Source organism: Mycobacterium sp. E1386, assembly GCF_001672745.1.
GTDB lineage: Bacteria > Actinomycetota > Actinomycetes > Mycobacteriales > Mycobacteriaceae > Mycobacterium.
The window spans coordinates 1-19,845 of record NZ_LZKH01000236.1; the positions used below are offsets into that span (position 1 = coordinate 1).

Sequence of the window (19,845 nt, forward strand, 5' to 3'; positions counted from 1 at the left end):
CCGGGGCCACCTCGGACGACGACGCGCTGACCGCCGCCCGGGTGATCGCCCGCGACAGCCTGGTCAAGACCGCGGTGTTCGGGTCCGACCCCAACTGGGGTCGCGTGCTGGCCGCCGTCGGCATGGCGCCGGTCACGCTCGACCCGGATCGAATCACCGTGTCCTTCAACGGGTTCGCCGTGTGCGTCGACGGCGTCGGGGCGCCCGGCGCGCGCGAGGTGGACCTGTCCGGCGCCGACATCGACATCACCGTCGACCTGGGCGTGGGGGAGGCCTCCGCGGCCGTACGCACCACCGACCTGTCACACGCCTACGTCGAAGAGAACTCGGCATACAGCTCATGACGCGCGCCGGCGACGATGCAGAACGCAGTGATGAGGTGGGGGCACCTCCCGCTTGCGGGGGAGAGCGGCGCATATCGTTGCGCACGGGAGAGCTGTCCACCGCGGTCAAAGCCCAGGTGCTGGCCGAGGCGCTGCCCTGGCTCAAGCAGCTGCACGGCAAGATCGTCGTCATCAAGTACGGCGGCAACGCCATGACCGACGACACGCTGCGGCACGCCTTCGCCGCCGACATGGCCTTCCTGCGCAACTGCGGCATCCACCCCGTCGTCGTGCACGGCGGGGGCCCGCAGATCACCGCCATGCTGCGGCGCCTCGGCATCGCGGGCGGTTTCAAGGGCGGCTTCCGGGTCACCACACCCGAAGTGCTCGACGTGGCGCGGATGGTGCTGTTCGGCCAAGTGGGCCGCGAACTGGTCAACCTGATCAACGCGCACGGCCCCTACGCCGTCGGCATCACCGGCGAGGACGCGCAGCTGTTCACCGCCGTGCGGCGCAGCGTCACCGTGGACGGCGTGGCCACCGACATCGGACTGGTCGGGGACGTGGAGCGGGTCAACACCGCCGCCGTGCTGGATCTGATTGCGGCGGGCCGCATTCCGGTGGTGTCGACGCTCGCCCCGGACGCCGAGGGCGTGGTGCACAATATCAACGCCGACACCGCCGCGGCGGCGCTAGCCGAGGCCCTGCGCGCCGAAAAGCTGTTGATGCTCACCGATGTCGAGGGTCTGTACACCAGCTGGCCGGACCGCGAATCGCTGGTCAGCGAAATCGACACCGCCACCCTCGCACAACTGCTACCCACGCTGGAGGCGGGCATGATTCCCAAGGTCGAAGCGTGTCTGCGAGCCGTGACAGCGGGTGTGCCCAGCGCACACGTCATCGACGGCAGGGTCGAACACTGCGTGTTGGTCGAGCTTTTCACCGATGCGGGCACCGGCACCAAGGTGGTGAGCAAGTGACTGAGTCCGTGGCGATGAAGCAGCGCTGGGAAGCCGTGATGATGAACAACTACGGCACCCCGCCGCTTGCGCTGGCCAGCGGTGACGGCGTCGTGGTCACCGACGTGGACGGCAACACCTACCTCGACCTGCTCGGCGGCATCGCGGTCAACGTCCTCGGCCATCGCCACCCCGCGGTCATCGAGGCCGTCACACGGCAGATGACGACGCTGGGCCACACGTCCAACCTGTATGCGAGCGAACCGGGCATCGCGTTGGCCGAGGAGTTGTCGGCCCTGCTGGGCGCCGACAAGACCGGAGCGCCGACGCGGGTGTTCTTCTGCAACTCGGGGACCGAGGCCAACGAGGTGGCGTTCAAGCTGTCGCGGCTGACCGGACGCACCAATCTCGTTGCCGCGCAGGGCGGTTTTCACGGCCGCACCATGGGTTCGCTGGCGCTGACCGGTCAGCCGAGCAAGCGGGCGCCGTTCGAGCCGTTGCCGGGTTACGTCACCCACGTGCCCTACGGCGACACCGACGCGCTGGCGGCCGCGGTCGACGACGCCACCGCCGCGGTGTTCCTCGAACCGATCATGGGGGAGGGCGGCGTCGTCGTCCCACCCGAGGGCTACCTGATCGCCGCGCGCGAGATCACCGCGCGGCACGGCGCGCTGCTGGTGCTCGACGAGGTGCAGACCGGGATGGGCCGCACCGGAGCGTTTTTCGCCCACCAGCACGACGGCATCACCCCGGACGTCGTGACCATGGCCAAGGGGCTCGGCGGCGGGCTGCCCATCGGCGCGTGCCTGGCCGTCGGCCGGGCCGCCGACCTGATGGCGCCCGGCCTGCATGGCAGCACGTTCGGCGGCAACCCCATCTGCGCCGCGGCGGCACGGGCGGTGCTGCGGGTGATCGCCGACGAGGATCTGGTCCGGCGCGCCGACGTGCTGGGCAAGTCGGTGCGCGACGGGATCGAGTCCCTGAACCACCCCATGATCGACCACGTGCGCGGGCGTGGCCTGCTGCAAGGCATGGTGCTGACCGCGCCGCGCGCCAAGGAAGCCGAAAACGCCGCGCGGGCGGGCGGTTTCCTGGTCAACGCCGCCGCACCCGATGTCATCCGGCTGGCACCGCCGCTGATCGTCACCGAAGCCCAGCTCGACAGCTTCGTCGCCGCGTTGCCGGGCATCCTGGACAGGGCCGCGGATGACGCCTAGGCACTTTCTGCGCGACGACGACCTGTCACCCCAGGAGCAGGCCGAGGTGCTGCAACTGGCCGCGGACCTGAAGAAGGACCCGTTCAGCTACCGCCCGCTGGAGGGGCCCCGCGGGGTCGCGGTGATCTTCGACAAGAACTCCACCCGCACCCGGTTCTCCTTCGAGGTGGGCATCGCCCAGCTCGGCGGCCACGCCGTCGTCGTCGACGCCCGCAGCACGCAGCTGGGCCGCGACGAGACGCTGGCCGACACCGCGCGGGTGCTGTCCCGCTACGTCGAGGCCATCGTGTGGCGGACGTTCGAGCAGGACCGGCTCGAGGCCATGGCCGAGGTGGCCGGCGTGCCGGTGGTCAACGCGCTCTCCGACGATTTCCACCCCTGCCAGGTGCTCGCCGACCTGCAGACCATCGCCGAACGCAAGGGATCGCTTGCCGGACTGCGGATGTCGTACTTCGGCGACGGCGCCAACAACATGGCCCACTCGCTGCTGCTCGGCGGCGTGACCGCCGGCATGCACATCACCATCGCGGCGCCGGACGGCTTCGCTCCCGCCCCCGCCTTCACGGCGGCGGCGCTCGAGCGCGCCGAAGCCACCGGCGGCTCGGTCACCCTGACCGCGGACGCGGACGCCGCCGCGGCCGGCGCCGACGTCCTGGTGACCGACACGTGGACGTCGATGGGGCAGGAGGGCGACGGCCTGGACCGCCGCACCCCGTTCCGGCCGTTCCAGATCAACCAGCGGCTGCTGGGCCTGGCCGACCCGGAAGCCATTGTGCTGCACTGCCTTCCGGCTCACCGCGGCGACGAGATCACCGACGAGGTGATGGACGGGCCGGCCAGCGTGGTGTGGGACGAGGCCGAGAACCGGCTGCACGCCCAGAAGGCGCTGCTGGTGTGGCTGCTGGAGCGGTCCCGATGACCCGCTCGAAGGCCGCCGCCGAGACCACCCGGGCCGGCCGGCAGGACCGCATCGTCGCGATCCTGTCGTCGGCGTCGATCAGCAGCCAGAGCGAACTGGCGGCCCGGCTGGCCGACGAGGGCATCGAGGTCACCCAGGCCACGCTGTCGCGCGACCTCGAGGAGCTCGGCGCGGTGAAGCTGCGCGGCGCCGACGGCGGCGTCGGCGTCTACATCGTCCCCGAGGACGGCAGCCCGGTGCGCGGCGTATCCGGCGGGACCGCTCGGCTGTCCCGGCTGCTGAGCGAACTCCTGGTCTCCGCCGACGCGAGCGCCAATCTCGCGGTGCTGCGCACCCCGCCCGGCGGCGCCAACTATTTGGCCAGCGCGATCGACCGCGCGGCGCTACCGTACGTCGTCGGCACCATCGCCGGCGACGACACGGTCTTCGTGGCCGCCCGAGAGCCGATGACCGGCGCCGAGCTGGCCCGCACCCTGGAAGAGCTCACCTAATAAAGGAGATTGGTTCATGTCAGATCGCGTCATCCTGGCGTATTCCGGCGGGCTGGACACCTCGGTCGCGATCAGCTGGATCGGCAAGGAGACCGGCCGCGAGGTGGTGGCGGTGGCGATCGACCTCGGCCAGGGCGGCGAGGACATGGAGGTCGTCCGCCAGCGCGCCCTGGACTGCGGCGCGGTGGAAGCCGTCGTCGTCGATGCCCGCGACGAGTTCGCCGAGGGCTACTGCCTGCCCACCATCTTGAACAACGCGCTGTACATGGACCGCTACCCGCTGGTGTCGGCCATCAGTCGGCCGCTGATCGCCAAGCATCTGGTGGCGGCGGCCCGCGAGCACGGCGGCAGCATCGTCGCGCACGGTTGCACCGGCAAGGGCAACGACCAGGTCCGGTTCGAGGTCGGATTCGCTTCGCTGGCGCCGGATTTGGAGGTGCTGGCGCCGGTCCGCGACTACGCGTGGACGCGCGAGAAGGCGATCGCGTTCGCCGAGGAGAACGCGATCCCGATCAACGTCACCAAACGCTCGCCGTTCTCCATCGACCAGAACGTGTGGGGCCGCGCGGTGGAAACCGGTTTCCTGGAACACCTTTGGAACGCGCCCACCAAGGACATCTACGCCTACACCGAAGACCCCACCATAAACTGGAACACCCCCGACGAGGTGATCGTCGGGTTCGAGCGCGGCGTCCCGGTGTCCATCGACGGCAAACCGGTGTCCGTGCTACAGGCCATCGAGGAGCTCAACCGTCGTGCCGGTAGCCAGGGCGTCGGGCGCCTGGACGTGGTCGAGGACCGGCTGGTGGGCATCAAGAGCCGCGAGATCTACGAGGCCCCCGGGGCGATGGTGCTGATCACCGCCCACACCGAGCTCGAGCACGTCACCCTGGAGCGCGAACTGGGCCGCTTCAAGCGCCACACCGACCAGCGCTGGGCGGAGCTGGTCTACGACGGACTCTGGTATTCGCCGCTGAAGACGGCGCTGGAAGCCTTCGTCGCGAAGACCCAGGAGCACGTCACGGGCGAGATCCGAATGGTGTTGCACGGCGGCCACATCGCCGTCAACGGCAGGCGCAGCGCCCAGTCGCTCTACGACTTCAACCTCGCCACGTACGACGAGGGCGACAGCTTCGACCAGTCCGCCGCGAAGGGCTTCGTCTACGTGCACGGGCTGTCGTCCAAGATCGCGTCCCGCCGAGACCTGGCCGACGACGAAGGTCCGACCGCGACGTGAGCACGCGCGAGGGCTCGCTGTGGGGCGGGCGGTTCGCCGACGGCCCGTCGGACGCGCTGGCCGCCCTGAGCAAGTCCACCCACTTCGACTGGGTCCTGGCCCCCTACGACATCGTCGCCTCGCGGGCGCACACCGTGATTCTGTTTCACGCCGGATTGCTCGACGAGGAGCAGCGCGACGGGCTGCTGGCCGGCCTGGACAGCCTCGCCGAGGACGTGGCCGACGGCAGCTTCACCCCGCTGGTGACCGACGAGGACGTGCACGCCGCGCTGGAGCGCGGGCTGATCGACCGGGTGGGCCCCGACCTGGGTGGCCGGCTGCGGGCCGGGCGGTCGCGAAACGACCAGGTGGCCACCCTGTTCCGGATGTGGCTGCGCGACGCGGTGCGCCGGGTCGGCGACGGGGCGCTGGAGGTGGTGGCCGCGCTGGCGGGCCAGGCCGCCGAGCACCCGACGGCGATCATGCCGGGCAAGACGCACCTGCAGTCCGCGCAGCCGGTCCTGCTGGCCCACCACCTGCTTGCGCACGCGCACCCGCTGCTGCGCGACGTCGACCGGATCGTCGACTTCGACCGGCGCGCCGCGGTGTCCCCGTACGGCTCGGGGGCGCTGGCGGGCTCGTCGCTGGGGCTGGACCCGGACGCGATCGCCGCCAAGCTGGGTTTCGCGGAGGCCGCCGACAACTCCATCGACGCGACCGCCGCCCGGGATTTCGCCGCCGAGGCCGCCTTCATCTTCGCGATGATCGCGGTGGACCTGTCACGGCTGGCCGAGGACATCATCCTGTGGAGTTCGACGGAGTTCGGCTACGTCAGGCTGCACGATTCGTGGTCCACCGGCAGCTCGATCATGCCGCAGAAGAAGAACCCGGACATCGCCGAGCTGGCCCGCGGCAAGTCCGGGCGGCTGATCGGCAACCTGGCCGGGCTGCTGGCGACGCTCAAGGCGCAGCCGCTGGCCTACAACCGCGACCTGCAGGAGGACAAGGAGCCGGTGTTCGACTCGGTCGCCCAGCTGGAGCTGGTGCTGCCGGCGATGGCCGGCCTGGTGGCCAGCCTGACGTTCGACGTCGAGCGGATGGCGGCCCTGGCCCCGGCCGGTTACACGCTGGCCACCGACATCGCCGAGTGGCTGGTGCGGCGGGGGGTGCCGTTCCGAGCCGCGCACGAGGCCGCCGGGGCCGCCGTCCGGGCGGCCGAGGGGCGTTCCGTCGGGCTCGACGAGCTGACCGACGACGAGCTGGCCGCCATCAGCCCCGAGCTGACACCGCAGGTCCGTGAGGTGTTGACGATCGAGGGCTCGGTGTCGTCGCGCGACCGTCGCGGCGGGACCGCGCCGGTCCGGGTCGCCGAGCAGCTCGAAGCCGTCCTGGCCGAGTCCGAAGAGCTCAGGGCGCGGCTCGGCGGCGGGGAATGAGAGGACTTTCGTTTCTGTGCCGCGCGGCGGCATGCCGACTAAACTGCCCGCAGAAAGTGATCCGGGTGAACATTTCGGCCCTGATCTTCGTCGTCAAGGGGTGGGACCAATGAGCGTCGTCGCTGGCGTTTCCGGCGCTTTGCCGCCGTACCGCTATTCCCAGCGCGAGCTCACCGACTTCTTCGTCAGCATCCCGGAGTTCGAGGGCTACGAGGACATCGTCCGGCAGTTGCACACCAGCGCGAAGGTCAACAGCCGGCACCTGGTGCTGCCGCTGGAGCGGTATCCCGGCCTGAACGACTTCGGCCTGGCCAACCGGATCTTCATCGAAAACGCGGTCAACCTGGGCTGCGAGGCCCTTTCGGGCGCGCTCGACGAGGCCGGCCTGCGGCCCCAGGACCTGGATGTGCTCATCACGACGACGGTCACCGGCCTCGCGGTGCCCTCCCTGGACGCCCGGATCGCCGGGCGGCTGGGGCTTCGCGAGGACGTGCGCCGGGTGCCGCTGTTCGGCCTGGGCTGCGTGGCCGGGGCCGCGGGCGTGGCCCGGCTCAACGACTACCTGCGCGGGGCGCCCGACGGCGCCGCGGCCCTGATCTCGGTCGAGCTCTGTTCGCTCACCTATCCGGGCTACAAGCCGACGCTGCAGGGCATGGTCGGCAGCGCGCTGTTCGCCGACGGGGCCGGCGCCGTGGTCGCCGTCGGCGACCGCCGCGCCGAACAGGTGGGCGCCGGCGGGCCCGCCATCCTCGACTCGCGCAGCACGCTCTATCCCGATTCGCTGCGGACCATGGGCTACGACGTCGGCGCCGCGGGGTTCGAGCTGGTGCTGGCCAAGGACCTGGCCCAAGTGGTCGAGGAGCACATCGAGCGGGACGTCACTGGGTTCCTCGGTGCGCACGGGCTGACGACGACCGACATCGGGGCCTGGGTGAGCCATCCCGGCGGCCCGAAGATCATCGAGGCGATCAACGCGAGCCTGGGCCTGCCGCCGGATGCCCTGGAACTGACCTGGCGCTCATTGGGTGAGATCGGCAATCTTTCGTCGGCGTCCGTGCTGCACGTGTTGCGGGACACCCGGGCCAAGCCGCCACCCAGCGGGAGCCCCGGCTTGATGATCGCGATGGGTCCGGGATTCTGTTCCGAACTCGTACTGTTGCGCTGGCATTGAGCTAAGGCATTACCTCTTGTACCCCGTGTTTTCTCGCCCAGGTCACGTCCCGTGAACAGCAACCCCGAGGAGCTCGTCAGGGCCCTGCGCGCTTCGCTCAAGGAAAACGAGCGGCTGAAGCGCGAGGTGCGCGAATACCTCGCCGCGGCAACCGAACCCGTGGCGGTGGTCGGAATGGGTTGCCGGTACCCCGGGGGCGTGGATTCCCCGGAGGCCTTGTGGCAGATGGTGGTCGAGGGCCGCGACGTGGTCTCCGATTTCCCGGCGGACCGCGGCTGGAACCTGTCGGGGCTGTTCGATCCAGACCCCGACGCGGTGGGAAAGTCCTACGCCCGGTGCGGCGGCTTTCTGCCCGACGTGGCCGACTTCGACGCCGCGTTCTTTTCCATCGCGCCCAGCGAGGCGCTGGCGATGGATCCACAGCAACGCCTGTTGCTGGAGGTGTCCTGGGAGGCGTTGGAGCGGGCCGGGATTGACCCCGCCGACCTGCGGGGCTCGGCGACGGGTGTGTTCGCGGGGATCTTCCACGGTTCGTACGGCGGCCAGGGGCGGGTGCCGGGACACCTGGAGCGCTACGGCCTGCGCGGGTCGACGCTGAGTGTGGCCTCGGGGCGGGTGGCCTACGCGCTGGGCTTGGAGGGTCCCGCCGTTTCGGTCGACACGGCCTGCTCGTCGTCGTTGGTGGCCTTGCATCTGGCGGCCCGGTCGCTGCGCGCCGGCGAATGTGACCTGGCGCTGGCCGGCGGCGTGACGGTGATGGCGACGCCGGCGATGTTCATCGAGTTCAGCCGGCAGCGGGCACTGGCCGCCGACGGGCGGTGCAAAGCCTACGCGGGCGCGGCCGACGGGACGGGCTTCTCCGAAGGCGTCGGCGTGCTGGTGCTGGAAAGGCTTTCCGACGCACGTCGTTTCGGGCATCCGGTGCTGGCGCTGCTGCGCGGGTCGGCGGTCAATCAGGACGGTGCCTCGAACGGACTGGCGACGCCGAACGGGCCGTCGCAGCAGCGGGTGATCCGCGCCGCGTTGGCCGATGCGCGGCTGCGGACGGCCGACGTGGATCTGGTGGAGGGCCACGGCACGGGCACCACCCTCGGGGATCCGATTGAGGCGCAAGCGGTTCTGGCGACGTACGGGCAGGACCGGCCGGCGGACCGGCCGCTGTGGCTGGGGTCGATCAAGTCCAACATGGGCCACACCTCGGCGGCCGCGGGCGCCGGCGGCGTGATCAAGATGGTGCAGGCGATCCGGCATGGGGTGATGCCCAAGACGTTGCACGTGGATGTGCCCACCCCGCATGTGGATTGGTCGGCGGGGGCGGTGTCGCTGCTGACCGAGGCGCGGGAGTGGCCGGCGCTGGACCGGCCGCGCCGCGCCGGGGTGTCGTCGTTCGGGATCAGCGGCACCAACGCCCACGTCATCGTGGAGCAGCCGCCGCCGGAGACCGAAAGCTCCACGCCCGCGGGCGATGATGCGCCGGCGCCGTGGGTGCTGTCGGCCCGGTCAGCCGACGCCCTGGCCAACCAGGCGGCCCGGCTGCTGGCGCGGGCGAACGACGACCCGGGCCTGCGGGTGGTCGACGTGGCGTGGTCGCTGGTCTCGACGCGGTCGCTGTTCGAGCACCGGGCCGTGCTGGTGGGTGCGGACCGCGAGCGCTTGCTGGCGGAGCTGGCCGGGGTGGCCGCCGGCGCGCCGGGCGCGGGTGCGGTGGTGGGCCGGGCGCAACCGGTGGGCAAGACGGTGTTCGTGTTTCCCGGGCAGGGCTCGCAATGGCTCGGCATGGGGGCCGAATTGCTGGACAGTTCGGCGGTTTTCGCCGAACACCTGCAGCGCTGCGAGAAGGCGCTCGCCGAACACGTGGAGTGGTCGCTGGTCGACGTCCTCCGCGGGGCGCCGGGTGCGCCCGGGTTGGACCGGGTGGACGTGGTGCAGCCGGCGCTGTGGGCGGTGATGGTGTCGCTGGCCGAGTTGTGGCGCTCGGTGGGCGTGGTCCCCGATGCGGTGATCGGTCATTCGCAGGGCGAGATCGCGGCCGCCTATGTGGCGGGAGCGCTTTCGCTGGAGGACGCCGCCAGGGTGGTGGCGCTGCGGAGCCGGCTGCTGGTGGGATTGTCGGGTGCGGGCGGCATGGTGTCGCTGGCCTGCGGCCTGGCCCGCGCCGAGGAATTGATCGCCGGGTGGGGCGATCGGTTGAATGTCGCCGCCGTCAACGGGGTTTCCGCGGTGGTGGTGTCCGGCGAGGTGGACGCGCTCGAGGAGTTGATGCGGCACTGCGAGGCCGCCGGCGTGCGTGCCCGCAGGATCGACGTCGACTACGCTTCCCACTCCCGGCACGTCGACGCGATCCGCGCGGAGCTGGCCGAAGCGTTGGCCGGCATCGCGCCGCGGTCGTCCCCGGTCGCCCTGTATTCCACCGTCACCGGTGACCTGATCGACACCGCGGGCCTGGACGCCGACTACTGGTACCGCAGCATCCGGCAACCGGTCCAGTTCGAACGGGCGGTGCGCAACGCGTGCGGGGCCGGGTATGGGGTGTTCGTCGAATCCAGCCCGCACCCCGTGCTGCTCGCCGCCGTCGAGGAGACGGTGGCCGACTGCGGTGGCGACGCGTTCGTGGTCCCGTCGCTGGGTCGCGACGACGGTTCGCTGCAACGGTTTTGGCTCTCGGCGGGCCAGGCCCACGTGGCCGGATTACCGGTGGACTGGCGGGCCGCGATCGCCGGTCTCGGCGGGCGGCGCGTGGACCTGCCGACGTACGGGTTCGTGCGGCAGCGGTTTTGGCTGCCCGGCGGGTCGACGGGTTCGGGCGACGTTGCCACCCTGGGGCTGGCCGGGGCGCGGCACGCCCTGCTGGGCGCGGTGGTGCAGCGGCCCGATTCCGGCGGGGTGGTCCTGACGGGCCGACTGTCGACGGCCGCGCAGCCGTGGCTGGCCGACCACCCGGTGGGCGGCACGGTGTTGTTCCCCGGTGCGGGGTTCGTGGAGCTGGCCATCCGGGCCGGTGACGAGGTCGGTTGTGCGGCGCTCGAGGAGCTGACGTTGTCGGCCCCGTTGGTGCTGCCCGTGGCGGACGGCGTGCAGGTGCAGGTGGTGGTCGGCGCCGCCACCGAGTCGGGGCAGCGCGAGCTGTCGGTGTATTCGGCCGCCGCTCAGTCGGATTGGGTGCTGCACGCCCAGGGCGTGGTGCGCCCCGCGGCGGTGCCGCCGGCCGGGGATCTGTCAGTGTGGCCGCCGCCGGGCGCGGCGCCGGTGGACGTGGCCGACGCCTACGCGCGGCTCGCGGAGCGGGGCTACGAGTACGGCCGGGCCTTCCGCGGCCTGCGGGCGATGTGGCGCCGGGGCGACGAGATCTTCGCCGACATCGCGCTGCCGGACGACGCCGGCGCGCAAGACGGCGGCTTCGGCATACACCCGGTGCTGTTGGACGCGGCGCTGCACGCGCTCGGTGTCGCCGCGGGGCAGGGCCAGACCATGCTGCCGTTCTCCTGGCAGGGGGTGTCGTTGCACGCGGCGGGCGCATCGCGGGCGCGGGTCCGGCTGGCGCCCTCCGGCGCCGGGGCGGTGTCGGTGGAATTGGCCGACGGCTCCGGGCTGCCGGTGTTTTCGGCGCGTTCGATGGCGATGCGCCCCGTCTCGGCCGAGCAGCTGTCGCTCGCGGCCGCACCCGCCGAGGGGTTGTTCGAGGTGGCGTGGGCACCGATAGCGTTGAGCGGCAATGATTCCGACGCCACGCTGTGGGAGCCGGGCGCCCACGGCGGCGACGTGGTCCGGTCGGTGCACGCGGCCACCACCGAGGCGCTGGGTGAGCTGCAATCGTGGTTGCGCGACGAGGGGTCCGGAACACTGGCGGTGCAGACCCGTGGGGCGGTCGCGCTCGCCGGTGAGGACGTCGCGGACCTGGCCGGTGCGGCGGTGTGGGGGCTGGTGCGGTCGGCCCAGGCCGAGCACCCGGGCCGGGTGGTGCTGATCGACTCCGACGGATCACTGGACGCGCGCGCGGTTATCGGCTGCGGCGAACCGCAATTGGCGGTGCGCGGGGGAGTGGCCTACGCCCCCCGGATGCGGCCCGCGCGACGGGGAGCGGTGCTGTGGCTGCCCTCCGGGGGCTGGCGGCTGGATGCCGGCGGCGGGGGCACGCTGGAAGACCTGGTGGTCAGCCCGTGCCCGCGGGTGGAACTCGAGGCCGGGCAGGTCCGGGTGGCGGTGGCCGCGGTAGGGGTGAACTTCCGGGATGTGTTGGTGGCCTTGGGCATGTATCCCGGCGGCGGGCAGTTGGGGGCCGAGGGCGCGGGCGTCGTCGTCGAGGTCGGCCCCGGCGTGGCGGGGCTGACGGTCGGCGATGCGGTGATGGGGTTGCTGGGCGTGGTCGGTTCCGAGGCGGTGGTGGATCAGCGGTTGGTCACGCGGGTGCCGGAGGGCTGGTCGCTGGTTACGGCCGCGGGAGTTCCGGTGGTGTTCCTCACCGCGCTCTACGGGTTGTCGGTATTGGCCGGGCTGCGCGCCGGCGAGCGGGTGCTGGTGCATGCCGCCACCGGCGGAGTGGGCATGGCCGCGGTCCAGCTGGCGCGGCACTGGGGCGCCGAGGTCTTCGCCACCGCAAGCCGCGGCAAGTGGGACACCCTGCGCGCGATGGGCTTCGACGAGGACCACATCGGCGACTCCCGGACGCTGGACTTCGAGGAGAAGTTCTCGGCGGCCACCGGCGGGGCCGGGGTCGACGTGGTGCTCAACTCCCTGGCCGGTGAGTTCACCGACGCCTCGCTGCGGCTGCTGGCGCCCGGCGGGCGGTTCATCGAGATGGGCAAGACCGACGTCCGCGACCCGCGCGTCATCGCCGAACGGTATCGGGGCGCGCAGTACCAGGCCTTCGACCTGCTGGAGGCCGGCGCCGACCGCACCGCGGCGATGCTGGCCCAGATCGTCGGTCTGCTGCGGGACGGCGCCGTGACGCCGTTGCCGCTCATGGCCTTTGACGTGCGATGCGCCTCGGCGGCGTATCGGTTCGTCAGCCAGGCCCGCCACATCGGCAAGGTCGCGCTGACCATCCCGTCCGGGCCCGGTGCGATGCTGAGCGGGTGTGGCGGCCTGGCCGGCGGCAGCGTGGTGATCACCGGCGGCACCGGCATGGCCGGCTCGGCGCTGGCGCATCACCTCGTCGACCGATATGGCGTCGCCCATGTGGTCCTGGCCAGCCGCGCCGGCGCTGAGGCCGCAGGGGTGGCGGAGGTGGTTGATCGCCTGCAGCAGGCCGGCGCCCGGGTGTCGGTGGTGGCGTGCGACGTCTCCGACCGTGACGCGGTCGCGGCGATGCTGGCGCGGATACCGGCGGAGTATCCGCTGCGCGGTGTGGTGCACGCGGCCGGCATCCTCGACGACGGGCTGGTGCTGTCATTGACCCCGGACCGGGTGGACGCGGTGCTGCGGGCCAAGGTCGACGGGGCCTGGCACCTGCACGAGCTGACCCGGGAGCTCGATCTGTCGGCGTTCGTGGTGTTTTCGTCGATGGCCGGCATCGTCGGCACCCCGGGCCAGGCCAATTACGCGGCGGCCAACAGTTTCCTCGACGGGCTGGTCGCCTACCGGCGATCGCACGGGCTCCCGGGCTTGTCGCTGGCGTGGGGCCTGTGGGAGCAGGCCTCGGCGATGACGGCCCACCTCGGTGAGCGGGACAAGGCCCGGATGAGCAGGCTCGGCATCGCGCCACTGTCCACCGAGCAGGCGCTGGAGTCGTTCGACGCCGCCATGCTGGTCGACGCCCCGGTGCTGATGGCCGCCCGGGTGGATCGGGTTGCGTTGTCCGACAACGCCGCCGCGCTGCCCCCGCTGCTGAGCGAACTCGCCGCCCGGACCACCCGGCGCGTCATCGACGACGCCGATGCGACCGCCCTGATGACGGGTCTCACCGCGCGCCTGCACGGCCTGTCTCCCGAGGCGCGCCAGCGCGAGCTGGTCGACCTGGTCTGCTCCAACGCGGCGACCGTGCTGGGGTTGCCCAATCCCGCCGACGTCAACGCCGGCCGCGCATTCGGTGACCTGGGCTTCGATTCGCTCACCGCCGTCGAACTACGCAACCGGCTGAAAACGGCTACCGGGCTGACGCTTTCGCCCACGTTGATCTTCGACTACCCGACGCCGGCGGTGCTGGCCGGGCACCTGGACACCCAACTGGCCGGCACGGCGGCGACCGACCAGCCGGACCTGATGGCCCGCTTCACCGACATCACCCGGGAATTGCAGGCGCTGCTCAGCCGGCCCGACTGGGCCGCCGGCGACAGATCGGCGCTGCGGGCCCGCCTGCACAACCTGCTCGCCGCCCTGGGCCCCGGCGACCACCCCGCCCCCGAGGGCCTTGACGCCGACCTCGATGCCGCGACCGAAAGCGAACTCTTTGCCATCCTCGACGAAGAACTCGGCAACTGAGACCATGCCGGATACCACGCAGCACGTCGACTATCTGAAGCGCCTGACGGCGGATCTCCGGCGGGCCCGGCGACGCGTCTCGGAGCTGGAAGGCCGGCTGTCCGAACCGATCGCGGTGGTGGGCATGGCCTGCCGCTACGCGGGCGGGGTCGATTCGCCGGAGACGCTGTGGGAAATGGTGAACGCGGGCCGCGATGCGGTGTCGGACTTTCCGGCGGACCGCGGCTGGGATGTCGAGGGGCTGTACGACCCGGACCCGGACGCGGCCGGGAAGATGTACACCCGGCAAGGCAGCTTCCTGCGCGACGCGGCGGACTTCGACGCTGGCTTCTTCGGGGTCGGGCCGAGCGAGGCTCTGGCGATGGATCCGCAGCAGCGGTTGATGCTGGAGATCTCGTGGGAAGCGTTGGAGCGAGCCGGCATTGACCCGCTGGGACTGCGCGGCTCGGCGACCGGAGTGTTCGCCGGTGTCATCCACGCCGGCTACGGCGGAGAGGTGAAGGGCGAGCTGGAGGGCTACGGGCTGACCGGTTCCACACTGAGCGTGGCCTCGGGCCGGGTGTCCTACGTGTTGGGCCTGGAAGGCCCTGCGGTGTCGGTGGATACGGCGTGTTCGTCGTCGTTGGTGGCCATGCACCTGGCGGCGCAGTCGCTGCGTTCCGGTGAATGTGACCTGGCGCTTGCCGGTGGTGTGACCGTGATGGCCACGCCCGCCGCGTTCGTGGAGTTCAGCCGGCAGCGGGCGCTGGCCCCGGACGGGCGGTGCAAGGTGTACGCCGGCGCGGCGGACGGGACGTCGTGGTCGGAAGGCGCGGGCGTCCTGGTGCTGGAGCGGCTGGCCGACGCGCGGCGGTTGGGCCATCCGGTGGTCGCGGTGCTGCGGGGTTCGGCGGTGAACCAGGACGGCGCCTCGAACGGACTGACCGCGCCCAACGGGCCGTCGCAGCAGCGGGTGATTCGCGCCGCCCTGGCCAACGCCGGGTTGACGGCGGCGGACGTCGACGTGGTCGAGGGCCACGGCACGGGAACGGTTTTGGGCGACCCCATCGAGGCTCAGGCCCTGCTGGCGACCTACGGGCAGGACCGGCCGGCGGACCGGCCGCTGTGGCTGGGGTCGATCAAGTCCAACATAGGTCACACCTCGGCCGCTGCCGGAGTGGCCGGGGTGATCAAGATGGTGCAGGCGATGCGGCATGGAATGATGCCCCAGACGCTGCACGTGGATGTGCCGTCGCCGCACGTGGATTGGTCGGCGGGTGCGGTGTCGGTGTTGACCGAACCCCAGCCGTGGCCGGCGCGGGACGGGCAGCGCCGCGCGGGGGTGTCATCGTTCGGGATCAGCGGGACCAATGCCCACGTGATCGTCGAGCAGGCGCCGGCCGAGCCGGAACATGCTGCGCCGCAAGGTGATCGACAAGACGCGGTGATCCCGTGGCTGGTGTCGGCCCGGTCGGCCGACGCGCTGGCCGCCCAGGCCGGGCGGCTGCTGGCCCACCTGGACGCCGACCCGGAGCTGCGCGCCGCGGACGTGGGCTGGTCGCTGGCCACCACGCGGGCGGCCCTGGAGCACCGCGCGGTGCTCGTGGGCGGCGACCGCGACAGCCTGCTGGCCGGGCTGGCCGGCGTGGCGTCCGGAAACCCGGGCCCCGGTGTGGTGGTCGGGCGCACCCGGCCGGTCGGCAAGCGCGCGTTCGTGTTTCCCGGCCAGGGCTCGCAGCGACTCGGGATGGGACGCCAACTGCATGAGCGCTTCCCGGTGTTCGCCCAGGCCTTCGACGAGGCCGTTGCGGCGGTGGACGCCCACGCGCGGCTACCGCTGCGCGGCGTGATGTGGGGCAACGACCCGGAGTTGTTGGAGAGCACGGAGTTTGCCCAGCCGGCGTTGTTCGTGCTCGAGGTCGCCCTGGCGGCGCTGTGGCAGTCCTGGGGTGTGACGCCCGATGTGGTGATCGGCCACTCCGTGGGGGAGATCGCCGCGGCCTGCGTGGCCGGGGTGCTGTCGCTGGCAGACGCCGCGCGGGTGGTGACGGCCCGCGGCCGGTTGATGGCGGCGCTGCCGGCGGGCGGGGTCATGGTGGCGGTGACGGCCACCGAGGCCGAGGTCGCACCGCTGCTGAACGAGAATGTGAGCGTCGCGGCGGTCAACGGCCCCGACGCGGTCGTGCTGTCGGGCGAGCGGGCCGCCGTGACGGCCGCGGCCGACCGGCTGGCCGACTGCGGCAGGCGGGTGCGGCAGCTGGCCGTCTCGCACGCATTCCACTCGCCGCTCATGGAGCCCATGATCGGGGAGTTCTCCGCGGTGCTGGCCGGGATACCGCCCGGGGCGCCGCGAATCGACTTGATTTCCAACGTGACCGGGCAATTGGCCGGACCCGGATACGGGTCCGCCGACTACTGGGTCGAGCACGTGCGCCGGCCGGTGCGGTTCGTCGACGGGGTGCGGTCGGCCGAATCGCTTGGTGCCGGCGCGTTCGTGGAAGTGGGGCCGGGCGCGGCGTTGACGGCCGCGGTGGAACAGTCCCTGGCGACCGAGCCGGCCGTTTCGGCGGTGTCGATGCCCAAGGACCGCCCCGAAGTCGACTCGGTGCTGCTGGCGGCCGGGCAGCTGTTCGTCTCCGGCGCCGACGTGGACTGGGCCGCGGCCTTCGACGGCCTGGACGCCCACCGGGTCGGCCTGCCGACGTATGCCTTTCAGCGGCGCAGGTTTTGGCTGCCGAGCGAGTCGGTGGGCGGGCGGGACACCGCCGGCCTGGGTCTGACCGCGTCCGGGCACGCGCTGTTGGGCGCCGTGGTCGAACGCCCCGATTCGGGCGGGGTGGTGCTGACGGGCCGGCTGTCGACGGCGGCCCAGCCCTGGCTGGCCGATCACGCGGTGACCGGCACGGTGTTGTTCCCGGGCGCCGGGTTCGTGGAGCTGATGCTGCGGGCCGGCGACGAGGTCGGCTGTCCGGTGATCGAGGAGCTGACGCTATCGGCGCCGTTGCCGCTGCCGCCCGCCGGCACGGTGCGGGTGCAGGTGGTGGTGGACGCCGCCGGCGAAGGGGGATCCCGGGCGGCCGCGGTGTACTCGCAGGCCGGCCCGGAGTGGGCGCTGCACGCCCAGGGTGTGTTGAGCGAAGGCTCGCCGGCACCGGCCGCGGACCTGTCGGTGTGGCCGCCGGTCGGCGCCACGGCGGTCGATGTGTCCGGCGCCTACGACGATTTGGCGGCGCGCGGCTACGGGTATGGTCCGGCCTTCCACGGGCTGCGGAAGGTGTGGCGGCGGGGCGACGAGACCTTCGCTGAGGTCGAGGCCCCACAGCAGGCCGGTGTCACGGTGGGCGGCTTCGGGATTCATCCGGTGGTACTGGACGCGGCCCTGCACGCTTTGGGGGTGGCCGACGAGCGGGCCGAGACCGTCCTGCCGTTCTCCTGGCAAGGGGTGTGTCTGCATGCGGCCGGGGCGTCGCGGGTCCGGGTGCGGCTGGCGCCGGTGGGCACGGGTGCCGTGGCGGTCGAGCTGGCCGACTCGTCGGGCTTGCCCGTGCTGTCGGTGCGCGAGCTGGTGACGCGTCCGGTCACGGCCGCACAGCTGTCGGCGGCCGCGGCGGCGCGTTCCGGTGGTGGCGAACTGCTGGAGGCGGTGTGGTCCCCGGTTCCGTTGCCGGACAACGGCCTCGAAGCGGCCCCCGAGATGTGGCAGCCGGCGTCGAACGGTCCGGGCGTGGTCGGCTCGGTCTACGCCGCCACACACGAGGCGTTGGGCGTGTTGCAGTCCCGGGGCGACGGGTCCGGGCCGCTGGTGGTGCTGACCCGGGGGGCGGTCGCGCTGCCCGGTGAGGACGTGTCGGACCTGGCCGGTGCGGCGGTGTGGGGGCTGGTGCGGTCGGCGCAGGCCGAGCATCCCGGACGTGCGGTGCTGGTCGACTCCGATGGGTCCCTCGACCTCGGGTCCGTAATCGGCTGCGGGGAACCGCAATTGATCGTGCGCGAGGGCGTCGCCTACGGTGCCCGGCTGAAGCCGGTCAAGGCGCACCCGGTGCTGCGGTTCCCCGAAGCGCCGTCGGTCTGGCGGCTGGCCGCCGGTGATGCCGGGACGCTGGAGGACCTGGCGGTGGTATCCGGTCCGCCGGCGGAACTGGCCGCCGGTCAGGTGCGGGTGGCGGTGGCCGCGGCCGGGGTGAACTTCCGCGACGTGCTGGTGGCCCTGGGCATGTATCCGGGCCTCGCGCAGTTGGGCGCCGAGGGCGCGGGGGTGGTGACCGAGATCGGTTTCGGCGTAACCGATTTGGCCGTCGGCGACGCGGTCATGGGCATCCTGGGCCTGACGGGGTCGGAGGCGGCCGTCGACCGGCGGCTGGTGACCCCGGTGCCGCCGGGTTGGTCGTTCACCCAGGCGGCCGGTGTGCCGGTGGTGTTCCTGACGGCGTATTACGGGCTGTCGGACCTCGGCGGCCTGCGGGCCGGCGAGCGCGTGCTGGTGCACGCCGCGGCCGGCGGGGTGGGCATGGCGGCGGTGCAGCTGGCCCGGCATTGGGGCGCCGAGGTATTCGCGACCGCCAGCCGCGGCAAGTGGGACACCCTGCGCGCCATGGGTTTCGACGACGACCACATCGCGGATTCGCGAACCCTGGACTTCGAGGAAAAGTTCTCCGCCGCGACGGGCGGCGCCGGCATGGACGTCGTGCTCAACTCGCTGGCCGGCGAGTTCACCGACGCCTCGCTGCGGTTGTTGGGCCCCGGCGGGCGTTTCATCGAGATGGGCAAGACCGACCTGCGCGACCCGGACGCGATCGCCCAAACCTACCGCGCGTTCGATCTGATGGAGGCGGGCCCGGACCGCATCGCGGAGATGTGGGCGGAATTGATGCGGTTGTTCGCGGCCGGAGCTCTGAAGCCATTGCCCGTCAAGGCCTTCGATGTGCGTCGCGCCGCGGACGCCTACCGGTTCGTCAGCCAGGCCCGCCACATCGGCAAGGTCGTGCTCACCATGCCCGAGGGGGCTGCCGGGCTGACCGGCGGCACGGCGTTGATCACCGGGGGGACCGGCATGGCCGGCTCGGCGGTGGCGCGTCACCTGGTCGAGCGCTACCGCGTGCCGAACGTCATGCTGGTCAGCCGCGGCGGTGAGCGGGCGGACGGGCTGTCCGGACTGGTCGCCGAGCTGCGTGAGGCCGGGGCCCAGGTGTCCGTGATGGCCTGCGACGTCGGTGACCGCGACGCCGTCGCGCGGTTGCTGGCGCAGGTACCGGCGCGCTACCCGCTGCGCGGCGTGTTCCATGCCGCCGGGGTGCTCGACGACGCGGTGATCGCGTCCCTGACGCCGGAGCGCATCGACGCGGTGCTGCGCTCGAAGGTCGACGGGGCATGGCACCTGCACGAGCTGACCCGGGGGCTGGATCTTTCGGCGTTCGTGATGTTTTCGTCGATGGCGGGGATCGTGGGCGCCCCGGGTCAGGCCAACTACGCGGCCGCCAACAGCTTCCTGGACGCCCTGGCGGGGTACCGCCACGCCCACCGCCTGCCCGGCTTGTCGATCGCCTGGGGGATGTGGGAAGAGGAGTCGGCCATGACCCGCAACCTCACCGACCGCGACAAGGCGCGGATGAGCCGCGCCGGGCTCGCCCCGCTGTCCACGCGCCAGGCGCTCGACCTGCTCGACGCCGCGCTGCTGGCCGAGCCGCCGGTGGTCGTGGCCACCCGCCTCGACACCGCCG

General features: G+C 72.0%; 10 protein-coding genes. All 10 read left to right on the plus strand.

Translation table 11 applies throughout. The annotated features are described in order from the left end of the window. Positions 1-344: bifunctional ornithine acetyltransferase/N-acetylglutamate synthase (locus A5709_RS24205; RefSeq protein WP_197520225.1), on the plus strand; the 344-nt coding region annotated here is incomplete at its 5' end. Between the two features lie 77 nt (positions 345-421). Next, positions 422-1,303: an acetylglutamate kinase gene (gene argB, locus A5709_RS24210; RefSeq protein ID WP_156673306.1), complete on the plus strand. Its 882-nt coding sequence runs from the start codon at positions 422-424 to the stop codon at positions 1,301-1,303. 14 nt (positions 1,304-1,317) lie between these two features. Next, entirely contained in the window at positions 1,318-2,499 is a 1,182-nt protein-coding gene (locus A5709_RS24215) for an acetylornithine transaminase (protein WP_231987060.1), read from the plus strand. After that, a complete protein-coding gene (gene argF / locus A5709_RS24220) occupies positions 2,489-3,418 on the plus strand; it encodes an ornithine carbamoyltransferase (RefSeq protein ID WP_068122999.1) in 930 nt (309 codons plus the stop codon). Before A5709_RS24215 ends, argF begins: the two co-directional genes overlap by 11 nt. After that, positions 3,415-3,909 carry an arginine repressor gene (locus A5709_RS24225; RefSeq protein WP_067951245.1) on the plus strand — a complete coding sequence of 165 codons (495 nt, stop codon included), beginning with the start codon at positions 3,415-3,417 and terminating at the stop codon, positions 3,907-3,909. Before argF ends, A5709_RS24225 begins: the two co-directional genes overlap by 4 nt. A 16-nt stretch (positions 3,910-3,925) precedes the next feature. Further along, positions 3,926-5,146, plus strand: coding sequence for an argininosuccinate synthase (locus A5709_RS24230; RefSeq protein WP_068123005.1), 1,221 nt, complete (start codon positions 3,926-3,928; stop codon positions 5,144-5,146). Continuing rightward, a complete protein-coding gene (argH, locus tag A5709_RS24235; RefSeq protein ID WP_068123009.1) occupies positions 5,143-6,561 on the plus strand; it encodes an argininosuccinate lyase in 1,419 nt (472 codons plus the stop codon). The genes A5709_RS24230 and argH overlap by 4 nt, the downstream gene beginning before the upstream one ends. A 109-nt stretch (positions 6,562-6,670) precedes the next feature. Then, positions 6,671-7,732, plus strand: coding sequence for a type III polyketide synthase (locus A5709_RS24240; protein ID WP_068123013.1), 1,062 nt, complete (start codon positions 6,671-6,673; stop codon positions 7,730-7,732). A gap of 51 nt (positions 7,733-7,783) precedes the next feature. Next, positions 7,784-14,149, plus strand: coding sequence for a type I polyketide synthase (locus tag A5709_RS24245; protein WP_068123015.1), 6,366 nt, complete (start codon positions 7,784-7,786; stop codon positions 14,147-14,149). 4 nt (positions 14,150-14,153) lie between these two features. Next, the coding region (locus A5709_RS24250; RefSeq protein WP_082974359.1) for a type I polyketide synthase at positions 14,154-19,845 on the plus strand (5,692 nt) is incomplete at its 3' end.

What these genes read in the sequence shown, in the direction of transcription:
- A5709_RS24215 (WP_231987060.1), top strand. Translation starts at nt 1,318, where the DNA reads ATGAAGCAGCGCTGGGAAGCCGTGATGATGAACAACTACGGCACCCCG.
- argF (WP_068122999.1), top strand. Translation starts at nt 2,489, where the DNA reads ATGACGCCTAGGCACTTTCTGCGCGACGACGACCTGTCACCCCAGGAG.
- A5709_RS24225 (WP_067951245.1), top strand. Translation starts at nt 3,415, where the DNA reads ATGACCCGCTCGAAGGCCGCCGCCGAGACCACCCGGGCCGGCCGGCAG.
- A5709_RS24230 (WP_068123005.1), top strand. Translation starts at nt 3,926, where the DNA reads ATGTCAGATCGCGTCATCCTGGCGTATTCCGGCGGGCTGGACACCTCG.
- A5709_RS24240 (WP_068123013.1), top strand. Translation starts at nt 6,671, where the DNA reads ATGAGCGTCGTCGCTGGCGTTTCCGGCGCTTTGCCGCCGTACCGCTAT.